This is a genomic window from Falsihalocynthiibacter arcticus, assembly GCF_000812665.2.
Lineage (GTDB): Bacteria > Pseudomonadota > Alphaproteobacteria > Rhodobacterales > Rhodobacteraceae > Falsihalocynthiibacter > Falsihalocynthiibacter arcticus.
On sequence record NZ_CP014327.1, the window covers coordinates 565,106 to 580,774 of the forward strand.

Genomic DNA, 15,669 nt, shown 5'->3' on the forward strand with positions numbered 1-15,669 from the left:
CAAATGTGCGCTCTAGGGCGCGTTGCGCTGAAACGTCAGATAATGTGGTTTGCGGCCTTCGCGATAAGCTTTTTGTTCATAACGTGTCGAAATCCAGTCGTCCCATTTATCCTGCCACGTGGCGGAATCAGGGTTGAGCAATGTGAACCCCTGAAGCGGCACTTCTTTGATCGTTTGGCGCACATAATCAGGAATATCCGTCGCCACCCGAAAAATCGCGTTCGGCTTCAATACGCGCGCTAAAGGCGCCAAATGTTCAGGTGTCACAAAGCGGCGACGATGATGGCGGCGTTTGGGCCATGGGTCTGGATACAACAGAAATGCACGCGAAACCGACGCTTCGGGCAGGACGTCAAACATATGACGCACGTCCCCCGGATGCACGGCGACGTTCTCAACGCCCGCAGTTCGGATTTTCCCCAAGAGCATCGCCACGCCATTGATATAAGGTTCGCAACCGATGATCCCGACGTCCGGATAGGTCGCCGCTTGGTGCACCATATGCTCCCCGCCGCCAAAACCGATCTCAAGCCAAACATCCCGTTTGCCAAACAAAGCTTCAAGATCAAGGTTCTCGCGATCAGAATTTTCTTCCCACGTCACCTTACCAGGAGAAAGCGAAGCGAGATCTTGCTCCAGATACTCTTCTTGGGAGTCGCGTAGGGTTTTCCCTTTGAAACGGCCATAGAAATTGCGCCATGGAGCCCCAGTGGGATGCGAGCCAATGTGATCGGCGTCGTCAGTGTGATCATCATTCATAGAAAAAGGCCCCGAAGCTATGTTGGGGGCCTTTCCTAGTGATTTAATCGCCGCCGTCAAGCAGTGCGCTTAAAGGGCGGATTTAATCGCCTCAATAAGGTCCGTTTTTTCCCAACTAAAGCCGCCGTCCGCATCAGGCGTCCGCCCAAAATGGCCATAGGCCGCTGTGCGTTGATAAATCGGGCGGTTCAATTTCAAGTGTTCGCGGATTCCGCGAGGCGTTAGGTCCATTGCTTTTGCGATGGCAGCCTCAATCGCGGCCTCCTCAACCTTACCAGTTCCATGCGTATCGACATAAATCGACAAGGGGCGGGCAACGCCGATGGCATAAGCAAGCTGCAACGTGCATTTTGTCGCGAGCCCCGCAGCAACGACGTTCTTCGCCAAATAACGCGCGGCATAAGCAGCAGAACGATCAACTTTTGTTGGATCTTTGCCAGAAAACGCACCGCCGCCATGGGGGGCCGCGCCGCCATATGTGTCGACAATGATTTTGCGTCCCGTAAGACCTGCGTCGCCGTCGGGGCCACCGATCACGAATTTTCCAGTAGGATTCACCAGCCATTCGGTTTCATCCGTGATCCACTCCGCGGGGAGTGTTTCGCGAATATACGGCTCAACAATTGCACGCACATCGCGCGACGTAAGTGTTTCGTCCAAATGCTGCGTCGAAAGCACAATCGAGGTCGCCCCCATGGGGCGGCCATCGACATATCGCAGCGAAAGTTGGGACTTCATATCTGGCCCCAAGACCGCCGCAGGTCCAACGCCTGACTTACGCTCCAGCGCCAAACGGGCCAAGATAGCGTGCGAATAATGAATTGGCGCAGGCATAAGGACTTCGGTTTCATCTACGGCATAGCCGAACATGATCCCCTGATCCCCAGCACCTTCTTCTTTGTCATCCGACGCATCTACGCCCATGGAAATATCCACGGACTGCTCATGCAAAAGGTTGGTGACCTCTAGCGTGTCCGCATGAAAACCGTCCTGAGTGTAGCCAATGTCACGAACGCATTCGCGCACGATGTCTTCAACACTGTCTATTACCGCCTGAGGTCCGCGCACTTCGCCCCCAACAACCACACGATTGGTCGTCGCGAAGGTTTCGCATGCGACCCGTGCCTCGGGAGCCTGCTCAAGAAATGCGTCCAGAATAGCGTCGGAAATACGATCGCAAACTTTGTCTGGATGCCCCTCAGAAACGGATTCCGAGGTGAATAAGTAGTTTTGTCGTGACATGAATTGCTCCAGTTAAAGTTGCCCGCCACTTCAGGAAGCCGTTGTGGGGGAAAGATGAATGTCGCTACCCGTGAGATTAATGGGCGTCAACGTGAAAGTCGGTATCTATGCAGTGATAGACTTAAGATAAGGGTAAAGAAAAAGAAAATAAGTGGAATATTTCCTGTTTTACTAAAAACTGTGGCAGAATTGGGGGCTGGAAGGGCAACGTCCAACGCCCCTGCGACGCCCAAAGGTAAGCTATCAATCACCCGTCCATACGGGTCAATAGCGGCCGAAATCCCTGTATTTGCGGCCCGCACTACCGGAAGCCCCTGTTCAATGGCGCGCATTCTAGCTTGCGTTAAATGCTGATAGGGTCCTGCTTTTTTGCCAAACCACGCATCATTTGTAATATGCAAAATCCAATCAGGCCGATCCTTGGCGACATGTACATCACGCGGGAAAACCGCTTCATAGCAAATCAACGGCAACGCGCGCCCCAACGCACCAAGGTCTAATAGTTGCGTACCATTTCCCGCTTGATATCCGCCGCCTAACTGGTCCGCAATTCCGGACAGACCAAGCTTTCGGGCCACCGTACCAAAAGGAATATACTCCCCAAATGGAACGAGATGGCTTTTGTCATAGAACTGCGCAATGCTGCCATCCCCGTTAAGAACGACCATGGAATTATAGAAGCCCGTGCGATCCTCCCGCTGAATTCCCGCCACAATCGGAATGCCACCAGAGGCCTGAACCATAACCTCAAAGGCCACGCCCGCCTGCTCCATCAAATACGGAACCGCCGTTTCAGGCCACACAATCAAATCAGGTTGGCGGTCGGAATTTTGCGCCGTAAGCGCAAGATTTCGTTCCCAAAACATCGAAGTTTTGCCTGATTGCCATTTTTCACGCTGTGCGGCATTGGTTTGCACAAGGCGGATAATGGGGGCATCCGAACGAAGGGATGGCCCCTTCGACAGTTGCGAAGCGCCAAATACGACAGCAATAACAGCAACAAATGCCGCGCCACTAAGCGCCACCCATTTTTGCCGCCCAGCGAGGCCAAAGCCCCCGCCCAAAACGAGAAATGTTAGGAACGTCAGACCGTACGGCCCAATGATTGAGGCAAGCTGCGCCACGGGTGTGTCCACCCAAATATAGCCTACAAGGCCCCAAGGCAGGCCGGTAAACAGATATCCACGCAACATTTCGGCAGCGCCCCAGCCAAGCGCTAACGCCAAGCCCGGCGCACGCGTTCTCCATTTCGCCCATCCAAATCCAGCACCCCACAAGAGCGCCAATCCTGCAGAAAGAAAAACAAGCGCGAATGGAGCCATCCAACCATGGCGTGCCGCGTCGACCTGAAAAGGCGCCATGATCCAATAAAGCGATCCCGCGAAATAGACCGTCCCGACAAGCCAACCCAAAAGGGCTGCCTGTAACGGAGTGGAGACTCGTAGGTTTAGATAAAAGACGCCAAGGATGCCAAGAACCGCGAGCCACCAAAGCGAGAACGGAGCTTGGCCCAGCGCCATTGCGCCCCCAGCCAATGCCCCAAAAAGCAATGTTGCCTTAAACGCGGAAGGCCGCAAAATGCTAGCCATCCACAGGTTCAACGATCCGCGCCCGCAAGCGTTTTATCTTACGCAAATCGGCATCGACGATTTCAAACTCAACCCCATTGGGATGGCGCACGACCTCTCCTCGAGACGGAACATGTCCCGACAAAAGAAAAACAAGCCCGCCAAGGGTATCAACTTCGTCCTCATCCACGACCGACCGCAAATCGACGCCGATCTCGTTTTCAAAATCCTCAAGCGGGGTGCGTGACTGCACCAAATAGCAGCCATTTTTTTCCAAATTCCAGTAGGTGTCTTCTTCGATGTCATGCTCGTCTTCGATCTCGCCAATAACTTGCTCGATCAAATCCTCAAGGGTGACCAATCCGTCGACACCACCATATTCATCAATAATCAACGCCATATGGCGACGCTCACTCTGCATTCTTTGCAGCAAAACGCCGATCGGCATCGAGGGCGGCGCGAAAATAAGGGGCCGTAAAAGTGGCTCTAACGCAAACTTTTTGGAGCGGTCACCATTGAACCCATGCTGAAGCGCCAAGTCTTTGAGGTGGATCAGGCCAATGGGCGTATCCAATGTACCGTCAAAAACAGGTAAGCGCGTCAATCCGGACTCGCGAAACAGGGACACCAATGCGTCCTTGTCTATGTCTTTTGGAACAGAAACGATTTCCGCCTTGGGGATAGCTACATCCTCGAGGTTAAGGCGCCGTAAATTAATCATACCGCCGCCAGATTGTGCCGGTGTTCGCGGCACATCCGTTGGACTATCAACGATCTGGGTTTCTTCTGTCGGGCTCAGGGCGCCAACGATGCGGCTAAAAAAGCCGCGTGTCTCCGGAGGGATTTCTTCAGTTTGCGCGCTCTGCGCTGCGCTAGAGGAGTCTTCGCTCCCTCCATCGATTGATTGAGTGTCGCCCATGGGCCCTTTCCAAAATACATAGTACGAATGTGCACATATGCTTCGTTAACGAAAAATAGTTAATACTATGTTTTATATGGGTCTGGAATAGATAAAGTTTCAAGTATGTCCCGCTCTAAACCTTCCATTAAATCCGCATCTTTCTCTCGAATGTGATCATAACCCAACAAATGAAGGACCCCGTGCACAATCAAATGGGTTACATGGTGGCCGATTGGCTTGCCTTCATCGGCAGCTTCACGCGCACAGGTGTCGTAGGAAATCGCAATATCGCCCAACTCATCCGGCATGCCAAAATCGGCGGATTGCGAATCCGGCTCTGGGTTTTCTGGCAATTCCCCATCGATTTCCGCAGCGCGCTCTTCGCTCGGCCACGATAATACATTCGTCGCGTCGCCTTTATCGCGAAACTCCGAATTCAATTCCGCAATACGATTGTCATCGCAGGCCAGAAGGCTGATCTCAAACCCGTCGGAAATTTTGAGAAAATCGAGCGTTGCCGTCGCAGCGCTCTGCGCCAATTCCTCAATCCCAACCTCATCCCAACGTGCGTCTTCCGTCGTAATATCAACGATTTGTTTCATCGGAGCTTTCATAGGCCTCAATAATGCGTGCAACCAACGGATGGCGTACAACATCTTTGGACGTGAAGTAATTGAAGTCGATTTTTTGGATATTTTTCAACAATTCTTCTGCTTCTCTCAAGCCGCTTTTGATCCCTCGCTGAAGGTCGATCTGTGTGCGGTCACCTGTAATCACCATGCGACTCCCCTGCCCTAGACGGGTGAGGAACATCTTCATTTGCATCGTCGTCGCGTTCTGTGCCTCATCCAAAACCACAAAAGCGTTGGACAATGTGCGCCCCCGCATAAAGGCCAAGGGAGCAATCTCAATCTTCTTATCCTCAATCAGCTTAGCCACTTGTTTTGAAGGCAAAAAATCATTGAGCGCGTCGTAAAGCGGCTGCATATACGGATCGACTTTGTCTTTCATATCGCCAGGCAAATAGCCCAATTTTTCGCCAGCTTCGACCGCGGGCCGCGACAAGATTATTTTATCTACATGCCCGTTGATAAACATATTCACTCCGACGGCCACCGCTAGATATGTTTTCCCCGTCCCTGCAGGTCCGATCCCAAAAACAAGTTCATTGTCAAACAGCGACTTAACATAGGCTTTTTGCGCCTCAGTTCTGGGCTCAACGAGCTTCTTACGCGTTTTGATTTCTACCTTATCGCCAACAGATAACTCAAGCTGGTCTCCAGTGAGGACACCAGTTCCTTTGTCTGCTCCCCCCATACGGATTTCACCATCTATTTGGCCGCTTTCAACATCGCCGCCACCTTCTAGACGCAAATATAGCGACGAGAGAACATCCTTGGCTTTTTCTATGGAATCGGGCTCGCCCATAATATCAAGATGATTGCCGCGGCGCACGATCTGAACTGTTAAGTCAGTTTCAATTTTCGCCAAATGGCTATCGTACGGACCACAAAGACTTATCAGCAAACGATTGTCAGGAAATTCAACGTGAATTCTAGTGACTGCGTCACCGGCTATCGGGCGTTGCGAGGATTTTGTTCCCAAAAAGGACTCCCTAGGACTGTGTTCCATTCAATGTTGCCAACTTGCGGCCTAGGGTGCAAGGGGTCAGAAACAAGTTTCACGATTCTGATACAAAAACGGCCACCGTGTTTCCACGATGGCCGCTAAAGTCGCTGAAAATTTGGCTAGATTGGGTCGGAGCGACCACCATTATGGCCCGCCGCCTCGCCAACCGGCAATACACCCGAGCAAACGCGTGCCCCCGTGCGTGGCTCTAATCGCGCAACCGCGTACCCTTCGATACCGTCATCGGCGATCCAAGTGTCACACCCATCTGGATCTACATAGACACCCCATTTAACTTTACTTGCAAGGGAACCGGAATCAATAAAGCGGTCGACGGATTGATCAGTCTTTGGTGTACAAGCCGAAACAGCGACAGCTACTGCCGCAACAAGAGTAAAACCTTTAAGTGCCATCAGATTAATACCCCCGATGTTTCGGTGACAGAAAATTTCCACCCTGCGATTTTGCTGCATCCCTGCGGATGTATTATTTGCCGCACGCGGATATTGCTCACCAAGCGCTCGAATGGCCGTAACCTTTGCACCAGCCGCTTGGGCAACCTTGGAATGCCCCCAGTGAAGTGGTCCACCAATTGGGATATGATTATCCCGTTTTTAGGAGGACTAAACGATGGCTGGAAAACGAGAAAAGCCGGAAGATATTGTGCTGAAGCTTCGGCAGGTTGAAGTTTTACAAGGGCAGGGAAAGTCAGTTTCCGAGGCCGTTCGACAAATCGGCGTTACCATTCAAACTTACTATCGGTGGCGCAAGGAATTTGGGGGCATGAGCCGTGATCAACTCAAACGGCTGAAGGAGCTTGAGACTGAAAACCAACGTCTCAAGCGCGTCGTGGCAGATCTATCCTTGGACAAGATGATCCTCACCGAGGCCGCACGGGGAAACTTCTAAGCCCTTCCCGTCGCCGTTTGTGCATTGATCATGTACGGCAAACCCTCAGCGTATCTGAGCGCAGGGTCTGCCGCACACTCGGCCAACATCGTTCTACGCAGCGCAAGGTGCCATGTGGCTTGCCTGATGAAGAGCGATTGACCGAGGATATTATCGCGCTGACGAAAGAGTTCGGACGATACGGCTATCGTATTATCACGGGCATGCTGAATAACAGCGGCTGGCACGTAAATCATAAGCGTGTAGAACGAATTTGGCGACGGGAGGGGCTTAAAGTCCCACAAAAACAGCCCAAGAAGGGTCGGCTTTGGCTGAACGACGGCTCCTGCGTGCGATTGCGGGCCGAGCGACCAAACCATGTTTGGTCCTACGACTTCGTTCAGGATCGCACTCATGACGGGCGTGTCTTTCGCACGCTGAATATCATTGATGAGTTCACGAGAGAGGCGCTGGTGATTAGGGTTAAACGCAGGCTCAATTCAACGGATGTGGTCGATGCTTTGACCGATCTCTTCATCCTTCGAGGCCCGCCCGAGTTCATAAGATCGGACAATGGCGCGGAATTTATCGCCAAGAAGGTGCGTGCTTGGATTGGGGCCGTTGGTGCCAAAACTGCGTTCATCGCCCCAGGATCACCATGGGAAAACGGCTACTGTGAGAGTTTCAATTCCCGCTTCCGCGACGAGCTGCTTAACGGCGAGGTATTCTATACGTTACGCGAAGCTCAGATCCTGATCGAGCGTTGGCGGCACTCTAGGGCTGCAACAGTTTTCGCCCGCCAGCCAGAAAGTTTGATGTAGGACTCATAAGATCCGCGCGAGTCTGTGTAACCGTTGATTGCGTATGAATACACGCCCTCTTGTTTGAAAAAACTTGGTCAAACGCTCCCGCTGACCTGGTCGCAAATTTCCACTTGCTGTTGTGAATAGATTATCGGACGGCTCACTAAAACAAACGGCTGTTTCGCCACAAATAGGCTTTCCGTCTCTGTCTGCCCGGTTCCAAGCATAACCTTCCCAACCGTCGTCGATCATCCAAACTTGACAACCATCCGGCATAACCCCCAACGCAGGCTTATAACGGTCAGTCTTAATCGTATTTTGAGCCGACGCACCATTAGGTAAGGTCACGCTCACTCCGAAGATCGCAATCCCGACGACCACTACGCGCAAAGCGCTTATAAAAATTCCACTTATACTACGGCTACTGCACAACCCGAACGTTGCGATGTGAGATGATGCGGAAGTTATCAGTTACTTGATCTCGAAAGTTGCGCCACTTTTTTGGGACGACCCCTCGCATAAAGTTCAAGATTGGGTTGGCGAAGTGTTTTTACGTTGGATAGTGCCGATTATGGGTGACGTGGCTGTGCATGATGGCCCAGAGCCTCTCAATGGGATTGAATCGAGGGCAATAGGGCGGCAGTTGGATCAGATGAATGCGACAGTTTTTGCGCGACAGGAACGCTCTGACATTGGGGCCTTTGTGGTATGGGGCATTGTCCCAAATGACGTGAATGATACGTTTGTCAGGGTTTCTGGCCTCAATTTTGGCGAGAAGCTGAACGGAGCTGACCCCATCGACGGTGGTTGGTTCAACGAAGGGCGCGTCAAAGGTTTCCAGGTTCAGAGCGCCGTGAATGTTCACGCGCCCAGATGTCGTTTGGATGGCGGGATTTGACCCTTTGCGAGCCCAACCATGGCTGGGTTTGCTTTGATATTCCGGATGAACTGCATCCGAGAAGTCGACGGCCTCGTCGGCAGGCAAGTTATTCAGTAGGTTCGTATGAAATGCGATGAATGCGGCCTGCTTTTCAACGTCAGCCACACGGGGCAGCGCCTTTGGTTTGCGATACTCGAACCCCAGGCGGGCCAGAAGCTTGATGCAGCCAGAATGAGATAGTGGATGTTGAATTTTGCACCCATATAGGCTCTGATCTGCGCCGTTGAACGGCAGAACCGTTCCTCAAGCCATTCGCTCAAATCCGCCTCATGAGCAATCGTCATCCGTGACTGCCCGCCTTTCCACCCATCGTAGGCGACGGCCTCCCAGTCCTCAGCCAAATATTGCTTGTGCCAGCTGCGCACCGTGTCGTCGTCCAGAAACAGAACCTTTGCGATTTGGGCACATGACATCCCATCATTCAGCAGCGAAAGCGCATTCGCCCGCCGCGCAACCCCGTAATCCTCACGCTGGCGCTTCACGCAGGATAAAAGCTCAAGGCGGTCTGCAGTGGTAAGAAAATTAGGGCGGATCATAAAGACACCTGAAACTCATTCGCTCAGTCCACCAATGCAAAAGTCGGGTGTTCAAAAAACCCGAGTAAAACATTCCCGTCCCTTTTTGTGAAACGCAGCACAGAAGAATACTGTGATACCACTTTAGGTGCTTATAAAACCTAAAGAAACTTTATCAATATTTAGGTTTTTTAAAAGCGGACAATGGGAATACTGTGGAGATACAAGAAACAGTTACGAACAAATCCCAAGACTAGCCCCGCCCGAGAAACGGTTTCCGCTATTCCTCTCAACCCAACGTTGAAAGCTCCGCAACACCGCCCTAGTCGAGTAATTTTCCGCCAAGGGAGTTGCGCTCTGTATTGATGATTCTCACCCGCGCGATATCGCCGCGTTTGGCATTTGGCGCGGTGACGTGAACGGCATGCAAATACTCGGATTTTCCAACCATTTGCCCCTCCATACGCCCTTCCCGTTCAAACAAAACGCTGACGTCCCGTCCGACCATTTCATCCTGAATCGCGTATTGTTGCGTACTCAACAACGCTTGCAAACGTTGCAAACGTTCATTGGCTTCAGCGACATCAACAAGGGGCCGTTCCGCCGCCGGTGTTCCGGGCCGCGAGGAGTATTTGAACGAATAGGCTTGGCCGTAACGCACCTGCCGTACAAGCTCCATCGTCGCCTCAAAATCGGCTTCGGTCTCCTCAGGGAAGCCCACGATAAAATCACCCGACAACAAGATATCCGGACGCGCCGCCCGAATGCGTTCGATCACCTTAAGGTAACTCTCGGCGGTATGATTGCGGTTCATCCGTTTGAGGATTTTGTCACTGCCACTTTGCACAGGAAGATGCAGATACGGCATCAGTTTTTCGCATTCGCCGTGGGCGGCAATCAGGGCATCCGTCATGTCGTTTGGGTGGCTCGTAGTAAAGCGAATGCGCTCCAATCCGTCGACATCGTTCAACGCCCAAATCAGCTTATCGAGCGTCGTGTCACCATCCGGCCCAATGCCATGATATGCATTCACATTTTGCCCCAATAGGGTGATTTCACGCACCCCACGTTCGACCAAATCACGCGCTTCCGTCAGGATACGATCCACAGGGCGGCTCACTTCTGCGCCGCGTGTATAAGGCACTACGCAAAATGCGCAGAACTTGTCACAGCCCTCTTGGACGGTCAAAAACGCCGTAGGACCACGTGCCGCTTTGGGGCGATTAGGCAGTTTCTCGAACTTATCTTCTTCGGGAAAATCCGTATCAAGCGCGCGTTTGCCCTGACGAATAAGCGCCTCCATTTCGGGCAGGCGGTGATAGCTTTGCGGCCCGACAACGAGGTCAACCGCTGGCTGACGGCGCACGATTTCTTCGCCCTCGGCCTGCGCCACACATCCAGCAACAGCAATTTTGAGGTTCGGATTGTTTTCCTTATGAACCTTCAAGCGCCCAAGTTCCGAATAGACCTTCTCGGCGGCTTTTTCGCGAATGTGACAGGTGTTGAGCATGATCATATCGGCGGAGGCCGCATCATCGGTCGTCTCATAGCCCGCGCCACTCAGGCTTTCCGCCATGCGCTCACTGTCATAGACGTTCATCTGGCAACCATATGTTTTGATAAACAGCTTCTTAGGAACGGACATAACAGGCCTCATGGATTCATCGGGGAGTAACTCTGTGTCCCTACACAACTATGAGCGCACCTGCAACGCTTGCAATAACAAGAGAATTCGCAGAAATTGAGGAAAACAATACGGGCAGCGTCATGCAATATTCTAACCTTCGGGAATTCCTACAAAATAGTGGCGATGCTTTAACCAAAGGGCCGATCGCAATTCTTCTTATGGAAGACCTTGTGGAAGTCGATACGACGATTCGCCATCACCTTGCCCTTGGCTTTAAGTCGGTTTTGGTTTTCGCGCCTCGCGGACTAGAACTTCCCGTCGAGTTCAAAGAAAAAGTCCATTGCATCACCGCCGATTTGTTCGAAAAAAGCGCAACCCAATCAATTGTGAATAGCGTCAATGACGCGGCCATCGGGCAATGGATTTACTACTGCTATAACGCTGAGTACCTCTTTTTTCCCTTTTCAGAAAACCGCACGATTGGCGAAATGCTCGCCTATCACACAGAAGAGCGGCGCGATTCCATGCTGACCTATGTTGTCGATTTATACGCCCTTGATTTGGAAAAATTCCCCAATGCGGTCACCCTCGAAGGGGCGCATATCGATAAATCGGGCTATTACGCCCTCGCCCGTGCGGACGCCGCAAGACACAACCACCCCAAAGAACGCCAACTCGATTTCTTTGGCGGCCTTAGGTGGCGGTTCGAAGAGCACATCCCCGTGAAAAACCGCAAAATCGACCGGATCTCGATTTTTCGGGCAAAAGCAGGGCTCAAACTGCGCGAGGATCACACCTTCTCTGACGAGGAATACAACACCTATGCTTGCCCATGGCATCACAATCTTACGGCGGCTGTTTGCAGTTTTCGGGTCGCGAAGGCGTTGAAACTCAACCCTGGCTCATCAATCGAGATTGACACCTTTAAATGGCACAATTCCATACCCTTTAAATGGCATGGCCAACAACTTATGGATCTTGGCTTGATGGAACCCGGTCAGTGGTTCTAGCAACCGCTATTTTCTGCGCAACCGAATAACCACATCAACTTTGGAGATTTCGGCCCCCGCTGGCGCATCGGGAATCTGCGCCAAAACCAGTTGCTCTTTTGGGGCATCCGTCAAAATTGCTTCATCTTCCCAGAAAAAATGCGGGTGATCGCTCATGTTGGTGTCAAAATAGCTTTTTGAACCATCCACGATGATTTCGCGTAACAGCCCCGCTTCGCAAAACGCTTTCAGCGTATTATAAACCGTCGCAAGAGACACTTTTTCGCCCGCCTCACTCGCGGATTCATACAGGCTCTCTGCGGTTACATGGCGATCATTGCCGTCGCCGACCAACAGTTCCGCCAAGGACAGGCGCTGGCGCGTTGGACGCAAGCCAGCACAGGACAGCCACAAAGAACTAATCTCTTTTGAGTCTGGTGTAAGAAGAGGTGCCGCGGTTTCCATAGGTGCCTTTGACTAAGTTCCCCACCATATAAGGGGTTTTTACAGCATTTTTCAAACAGGTTTTTTTTACGCGGACATAAACACGTATATTGTGCGAACCCTTGCCAGCCTAAGTAGCGGGATGGTAAAGAGGAAGTGTACAATTGGCACACAATATATGGGGGCAAGGCCGAATGGCTAATTTTCCGAGCAGCTTCGACAAAGAAGATCTTATAAAATGCGCACAGGGCGAGCTTTTTGGCCCCGGTAACGCACAATTACCAATGCCGCCAATGTTGATGATGGATCGCATCACAGACATCAGCGCGGACGGCGGGCTTCACGGCAAAGGCCATGTGGTTGCCGAATTCGACATCACACCCGACCTCTGGTTCTTTGAGTGCCACTTCCCCGGCAACCCGATTATGCCCGGATGCCTCGGCCTTGATGGCCTTTGGCAGCTCACAGGCTTCAACCTCGGTTGGCGTGGAATGACAGGCCAAGGCATGGCGCTTGGCGTCGGTGAAGTGAAATTGACGGGCAAAGTGACCCCCACCCGCAAATTGCTCACATATAAAGTTGATTTTACCAAGGTTATCGACCGCGCTAAGATCAAAGTTGCCTTGGCTGACGGCGTTCTCTTTGCCGATGGCGAACAAGTTTACGAAGTTAAAAACATGAAGGTTGGTTTGGCTCCGGCCGAATAAGCTTAACAAACCGAACCTTACGAAAGGACACCCATGCGTAGAGTCGTTGTCACAGGGATGGGCATTATTTCCCCCATCGGAAATTCTGTTGCTGAAGTTGAAGCCTCCCTTCGGGCGGGCAAATCGGGTATTATTCGCGAAGAAACCTATGCCGAAAATGGCTTTCGCAGCCAAGTTGCTGGTATTCCGCAAATTGACCTCGCTGAATCCATCGACAAACGCCAGTTGCGGTTTATGGGACCGGGTGCGGCCTATAACTACCTCGCGATGGAACAAGCAATCGCCGACGCGGGCCTAGAGCCAACCGACGTTTCTAACGAGCGCACAGGCCTTGTTATGGGCTCTGGCGGTCCGTCCACGTCAAACTTCTTCTCGGCCTTCACGACCGTCAAAGAAAAAGGCGCGCCCAAACGTATGGGGCCCTTCATGGTCACCCGCTGCATGAGTTCGACCAACTCTGCCTGCCTTGCGACTCCGTTTAAAATCAAGGGCGTGAACTACTCCATTACGTCCGCCTGCTCCACATCTGCGCATTGTATCGGCAACGGCGTTGAGCAAATCCAACTTGGCAAACAAGACATCGTCTTTGCAGGTGGTGGCGAAGAGGTCGACTGGACTTTGAGCTGTCTGTTTGACGCGATGGGCGCCATGTCGAGCAAATATAACGACACGCCGACAACCGCGAGTCGTCCCTTCGACGCAACCCGCGACGGTTTTGTCATCGGCGGCGGCGGTGGTGTTGTTGTCCTCGAGGAGCTTGAGCACGCCAAAGCCCGCGGCGCGAAAATCTACGCAGAAGTCACAGGTTATGGCGCAACATCCGACGGCCACGACATGGTGGCTCCGTCTGGTGAAGGCGGCGAACGTTCAATGAAACTGGCGCTCGGCACCCTCGAGAAGGGCCGCTCCGTGGATTACATCAACGCGCACGGCACCTCCACACCAGCGGGCGACGTGACCGAAGTAAACGCGGTGCGCCGCGTATTTGGCGAGGGTTCCACCCCACCAATGGCCTCAACCAAATCACTCACCGGTCACTCACTCGGCGCAACCGGCGTGCATGAGGCAATCTACTCGCTCATCATGCAACAAAAGGGTTTCATCGCGGCTTCGGCAAACATCACCGAACTTGATCCCGCAATCAACGAGGGCGAAATCGTCCAAACTCTGCGCGAGAACGTCGAAATTGATACCTTCCTTTCCAACAGCTTTGGATTTGGGGGCACAAACGCCACCCTCGTCATGAGCAAATACCACGGGTAATTGCCACATGGCGAATTTGATGAACGGAAAACGTGGCCTCGTCATGGGGGTCGCCAACGAACGGTCGATTGCTTGGGGCATTGCAAAAGCTTTGTCCGAAGAAGGTGCGGAACTGGCTTTCACCTATCAAGGTGAAGCTTTCGGCAAGCGGGTACTTCCCCTCGCCCAAACCCTCGGCAGCGACTTCATGGTGGATGTTGATGTAACCGACGATGCCTCGCTTGATAGCGCCTTTGCCGAACTCGAAGCAAAATGGGGCAAGATCGATTTCATCGTCCACGCCATCGCCTTCTCGGATAAAAACGAGCTGACGGGACGTTTCGTAAATACCAGCCGCGAGAACTTCAAAAAGACTCTCGACATCAGCTGTTATTCCCTCATCGAAGTGGCCCGTCGCGCCGCTCCTTTGATGACGGACGGCGGCACGATCCTGACCCTGACCTACCAAGGCTCAAACCGCGTCACGCCGTTCTACAATGTCATGGGTGTCGCGAAAGCCGCGCTCGAAGCAGCAGTGCGGTATTTAGCCAACGACCTTGGCCCCGACGGAATTCGCGTCAACGCGATTTCACCCGGTCCAATGAAAACGCTCGCGGGTGCCGCCATTGGCGGCGCGCGCGCGACCTTCCGTCAAACCGAAGCCAACGCCCCAATGCGCGCGAATGCAACTTTGGAGTCCATCGGCGCGACGGCGGTCTATCTGGCATCTGATGGGGGCGCCTGCACAACGGGCGAAATCATTCGGGTCGATGGTGGCTACCATGTGCTCGGCATGCCGCAGCCAGATAATCTTTAAAAAGTTTAAAAAAGCACCCCTTTGAGTGTTTAAAAACTTTAAAAAATTGCGCCGCTGAGATCCTCAGCGGCGCTTTTTGTTTACGCAATCGAAACCAGTTCAATCGCGAAGGTAAGGTCCTTACCGGCCAGTGGATGGTTCGCATCCAAAACCACAGAATCGTCACCAACTTCTGCAATCGTCACCATGACAATCCCGCCTTCAGGCGTTTGCATTTGCAATGCCGTTCCAATTTCCATCGGAACATCATCAGGGAATTGATCACGCGGCACAGGTTGGCGTGCGTTGTCTTGCAAGGGGCCATAAGCCTCTTCTGCAACAGCCTTAATTGTCTTTTTGTCGCCCACGTTCATACCGGGCAATTCTTTGTCGAGACCAACAATCACCTCGCCACTTCCGACCGTAAACTCAAGGGGACCGCGCCCCTCCGAAGTATCAAAAACACTCCCGTCGTCCAGCGTACCCGTGTAGTGAAGTGCGATTTTATCGCCCTTTTCAACTATTTTCATCTCTTGCCCTTTCAATATCCATCAGTGCGCGGCTCTAACCGCTATCTGAAAAACGGGCACTCTAGGGATTATGTGCCAACTGTAAACCC

Annotated in this window: 16 protein-coding genes, 1 pseudogene and 1 riboswitch; of the genes and pseudogenes, 5 read left to right on the forward strand and 12 right to left on the reverse strand. The window is 52.5% G+C overall.

The window, feature by feature from the left end:
* Positions 1-12: 12 nt before the first annotated feature.
* From trmB to RC74_RS02830, 7 genes are all read right to left on the reverse strand, one after another.
* Positions 13-759 carry a tRNA (guanine(46)-N(7))-methyltransferase TrmB gene (gene trmB / locus RC74_RS02800; protein WP_052274745.1) on the reverse strand — a complete coding sequence of 249 codons (747 nt, stop codon included), beginning with the start codon at positions 757-759 and terminating at the stop codon, positions 13-15.
* A gap of 69 nt (positions 760-828) precedes the next feature.
* On the reverse strand, positions 829-2,001 hold the full coding sequence (gene metK / locus RC74_RS02805; protein WP_039001527.1) for a methionine adenosyltransferase: 1,173 nt from the start codon (positions 1,999-2,001) through the stop codon (positions 829-831).
* 4 nt (positions 2,002-2,005) lie between these two features.
* Positions 2,006-2,054, reverse strand: a riboswitch (SAM-SAH riboswitch).
* A 33-nt stretch (positions 2,055-2,087) separates the two neighbouring features.
* Positions 2,088-3,590 (reverse strand): apolipoprotein N-acyltransferase, encoded by a 1,503-nt coding sequence (gene lnt, locus RC74_RS02810; RefSeq protein WP_039001528.1) that lies wholly within the window; start codon positions 3,588-3,590, stop codon positions 2,088-2,090.
* A complete protein-coding gene (locus RC74_RS02815) occupies positions 3,583-4,488 on the reverse strand; it encodes a transporter associated domain-containing protein (RefSeq protein ID WP_039001529.1) in 906 nt (301 codons plus the stop codon). Before RC74_RS02815 ends, lnt begins: the two co-directional genes overlap by 8 nt.
* 65 nt (positions 4,489-4,553) lie before the next feature.
* The gene (gene ybeY, locus RC74_RS02820) at positions 4,554-5,072 is read right to left on the reverse strand and encodes an rRNA maturation RNase YbeY (RefSeq protein ID WP_039001530.1); all 519 of its coding nucleotides are present in this window, start codon (positions 5,070-5,072) and stop codon (positions 4,554-4,556) included.
* Positions 5,056-6,102 carry a PhoH family protein gene (locus RC74_RS02825; protein WP_082802165.1) on the reverse strand — a complete coding sequence of 349 codons (1,047 nt, stop codon included), beginning with the start codon at positions 6,100-6,102 and terminating at the stop codon, positions 5,056-5,058. Before RC74_RS02825 ends, ybeY begins: the two co-directional genes overlap by 17 nt.
* Positions 6,103-6,218: 116 nt before the next feature.
* Positions 6,219-6,512, reverse strand: a complete 294-nt coding sequence (locus RC74_RS02830) for a hypothetical protein (RefSeq protein WP_039001551.1) — start codon at positions 6,510-6,512, stop codon at positions 6,219-6,221.
* Between the two features lie 217 nt (positions 6,513-6,729).
* On the opposite strand from RC74_RS02830, the pseudogene RC74_RS02840 reads away from it, so the two are divergent.
* Positions 6,730-7,757 (forward strand): annotated as a pseudogene (locus tag RC74_RS02840) (IS3 family transposase); the annotation flags it as partial.
* Positions 7,758-8,340: 583 nt separating this feature from the next.
* Here RC74_RS02840 and RC74_RS22840 read toward each other — a convergent pair.
* From RC74_RS22840 to miaB, 3 genes are all read right to left on the reverse strand, one after another.
* Positions 8,341-8,892, reverse strand: a complete 552-nt coding sequence (locus RC74_RS22840) for an IS630 family transposase (RefSeq protein ID WP_335339588.1) — start codon at positions 8,890-8,892, stop codon at positions 8,341-8,343.
* On the reverse strand, positions 8,781-9,266 hold the full coding sequence (locus RC74_RS22845; protein WP_236940017.1) for a helix-turn-helix domain-containing protein: 486 nt from the start codon (positions 9,264-9,266) through the stop codon (positions 8,781-8,783). The genes RC74_RS22840 and RC74_RS22845 overlap by 112 nt, the downstream gene beginning before the upstream one ends.
* Before the next feature lie 301 nt (positions 9,267-9,567).
* Positions 9,568-10,890: a tRNA (N6-isopentenyl adenosine(37)-C2)-methylthiotransferase MiaB gene (gene miaB, locus RC74_RS02850; protein ID WP_039000746.1), complete on the reverse strand. Its 1,323-nt coding sequence runs from the start codon at positions 10,888-10,890 to the stop codon at positions 9,568-9,570.
* Between the two features lie 122 nt (positions 10,891-11,012).
* Here miaB and RC74_RS02855 point away from each other — a divergent pair, with 122 nt between their 5' ends.
* The gene (locus tag RC74_RS02855; RefSeq protein WP_039000758.1) at positions 11,013-11,882 is read left to right on the forward strand and encodes a hypothetical protein; all 870 of its coding nucleotides are present in this window, start codon (positions 11,013-11,015) and stop codon (positions 11,880-11,882) included.
* Between the two features lie 6 nt (positions 11,883-11,888).
* Here RC74_RS02855 and irr read toward each other — a convergent pair whose 3' ends face one another.
* Positions 11,889-12,326, reverse strand: a complete 438-nt coding sequence (gene irr / locus RC74_RS02860; protein ID WP_052274647.1) for a Fur family transcriptional regulator Irr — start codon at positions 12,324-12,326, stop codon at positions 11,889-11,891.
* Positions 12,327-12,499: 173 nt separating this feature from the next.
* On the opposite strand from irr, the gene fabA reads away from it, so the two are divergent.
* The 3 genes from fabA to RC74_RS02875 are packed head-to-tail and all read left to right on the forward strand — an operon-like array spanning position 12,500 to position 15,071.
* Positions 12,500-13,012, forward strand: a complete 513-nt coding sequence (gene fabA, locus RC74_RS02865) for a bifunctional 3-hydroxydecanoyl-ACP dehydratase/trans-2-decenoyl-ACP isomerase (RefSeq protein WP_039000745.1) — start codon at positions 12,500-12,502, stop codon at positions 13,010-13,012.
* Between the two features lie 33 nt (positions 13,013-13,045).
* Positions 13,046-14,275: a beta-ketoacyl-ACP synthase I gene (fabB, locus tag RC74_RS02870; protein ID WP_039000744.1), complete on the forward strand. Its 1,230-nt coding sequence runs from the start codon at positions 13,046-13,048 to the stop codon at positions 14,273-14,275.
* A 7-nt stretch (positions 14,276-14,282) separates the two neighbouring features.
* Positions 14,283-15,071, forward strand: coding sequence for an enoyl-ACP reductase FabI (locus RC74_RS02875; RefSeq protein ID WP_039000743.1), 789 nt, complete (start codon positions 14,283-14,285; stop codon positions 15,069-15,071).
* A gap of 80 nt (positions 15,072-15,151) precedes the next feature.
* Here the strand turns inward: RC74_RS02875 and RC74_RS02880 are convergent, their stop codons facing one another.
* Positions 15,152-15,580 (reverse strand): FKBP-type peptidyl-prolyl cis-trans isomerase, encoded by a 429-nt coding sequence (locus RC74_RS02880; RefSeq protein ID WP_039000742.1) that lies wholly within the window; start codon positions 15,578-15,580, stop codon positions 15,152-15,154.
* Between the last annotated feature and the right edge of the window lie 89 nt (positions 15,581-15,669).

Coding starts and splice junctions, on each gene's coding strand:
- trmB (WP_052274745.1), bottom strand. CDS start 759: ATGAATGATGATCACACTGACGACGCCGATCACATTGGCTCGCATCCC.
- metK (WP_039001527.1), bottom strand. CDS start 2,001: ATGTCACGACAAAACTACTTATTCACCTCGGAATCCGTTTCTGAGGGG.
- lnt (WP_039001528.1), bottom strand. CDS start 3,590: ATGGCTAGCATTTTGCGGCCTTCCGCGTTTAAGGCAACATTGCTTTTT.
- RC74_RS02815 (WP_039001529.1), bottom strand. CDS start 4,488: ATGGGCGACACTCAATCAATCGATGGAGGGAGCGAAGACTCCTCTAGC.
- ybeY (WP_039001530.1), bottom strand. CDS start 5,072: ATGAAACAAATCGTTGATATTACGACGGAAGACGCACGTTGGGATGAG.
- RC74_RS02825 (WP_082802165.1), bottom strand. CDS start 6,102: ATGGAACACAGTCCTAGGGAGTCCTTTTTGGGAACAAAATCCTCGCAA.
- RC74_RS02830 (WP_039001551.1), bottom strand. CDS start 6,512: ATGGCACTTAAAGGTTTTACTCTTGTTGCGGCAGTAGCTGTCGCTGTT.
- RC74_RS22845 (WP_236940017.1), bottom strand. CDS start 9,266: ATGATCCGCCCTAATTTTCTTACCACTGCAGACCGCCTTGAGCTTTTA.
- miaB (WP_039000746.1), bottom strand. CDS start 10,890: ATGTCCGTTCCTAAGAAGCTGTTTATCAAAACATATGGTTGCCAGATG.
- RC74_RS02855 (WP_039000758.1), top strand. CDS start 11,013: ATGCAATATTCTAACCTTCGGGAATTCCTACAAAATAGTGGCGATGCT.
- irr (WP_052274647.1), bottom strand. CDS start 12,326: ATGGAAACCGCGGCACCTCTTCTTACACCAGACTCAAAAGAGATTAGT.
- fabA (WP_039000745.1), top strand. CDS start 12,500: ATGGCTAATTTTCCGAGCAGCTTCGACAAAGAAGATCTTATAAAATGC.
- fabB (WP_039000744.1), top strand. CDS start 13,046: ATGCGTAGAGTCGTTGTCACAGGGATGGGCATTATTTCCCCCATCGGA.
- RC74_RS02875 (WP_039000743.1), top strand. CDS start 14,283: ATGGCGAATTTGATGAACGGAAAACGTGGCCTCGTCATGGGGGTCGCC.
- RC74_RS02880 (WP_039000742.1), bottom strand. CDS start 15,580: ATGAAAATAGTTGAAAAGGGCGATAAAATCGCACTTCACTACACGGGT.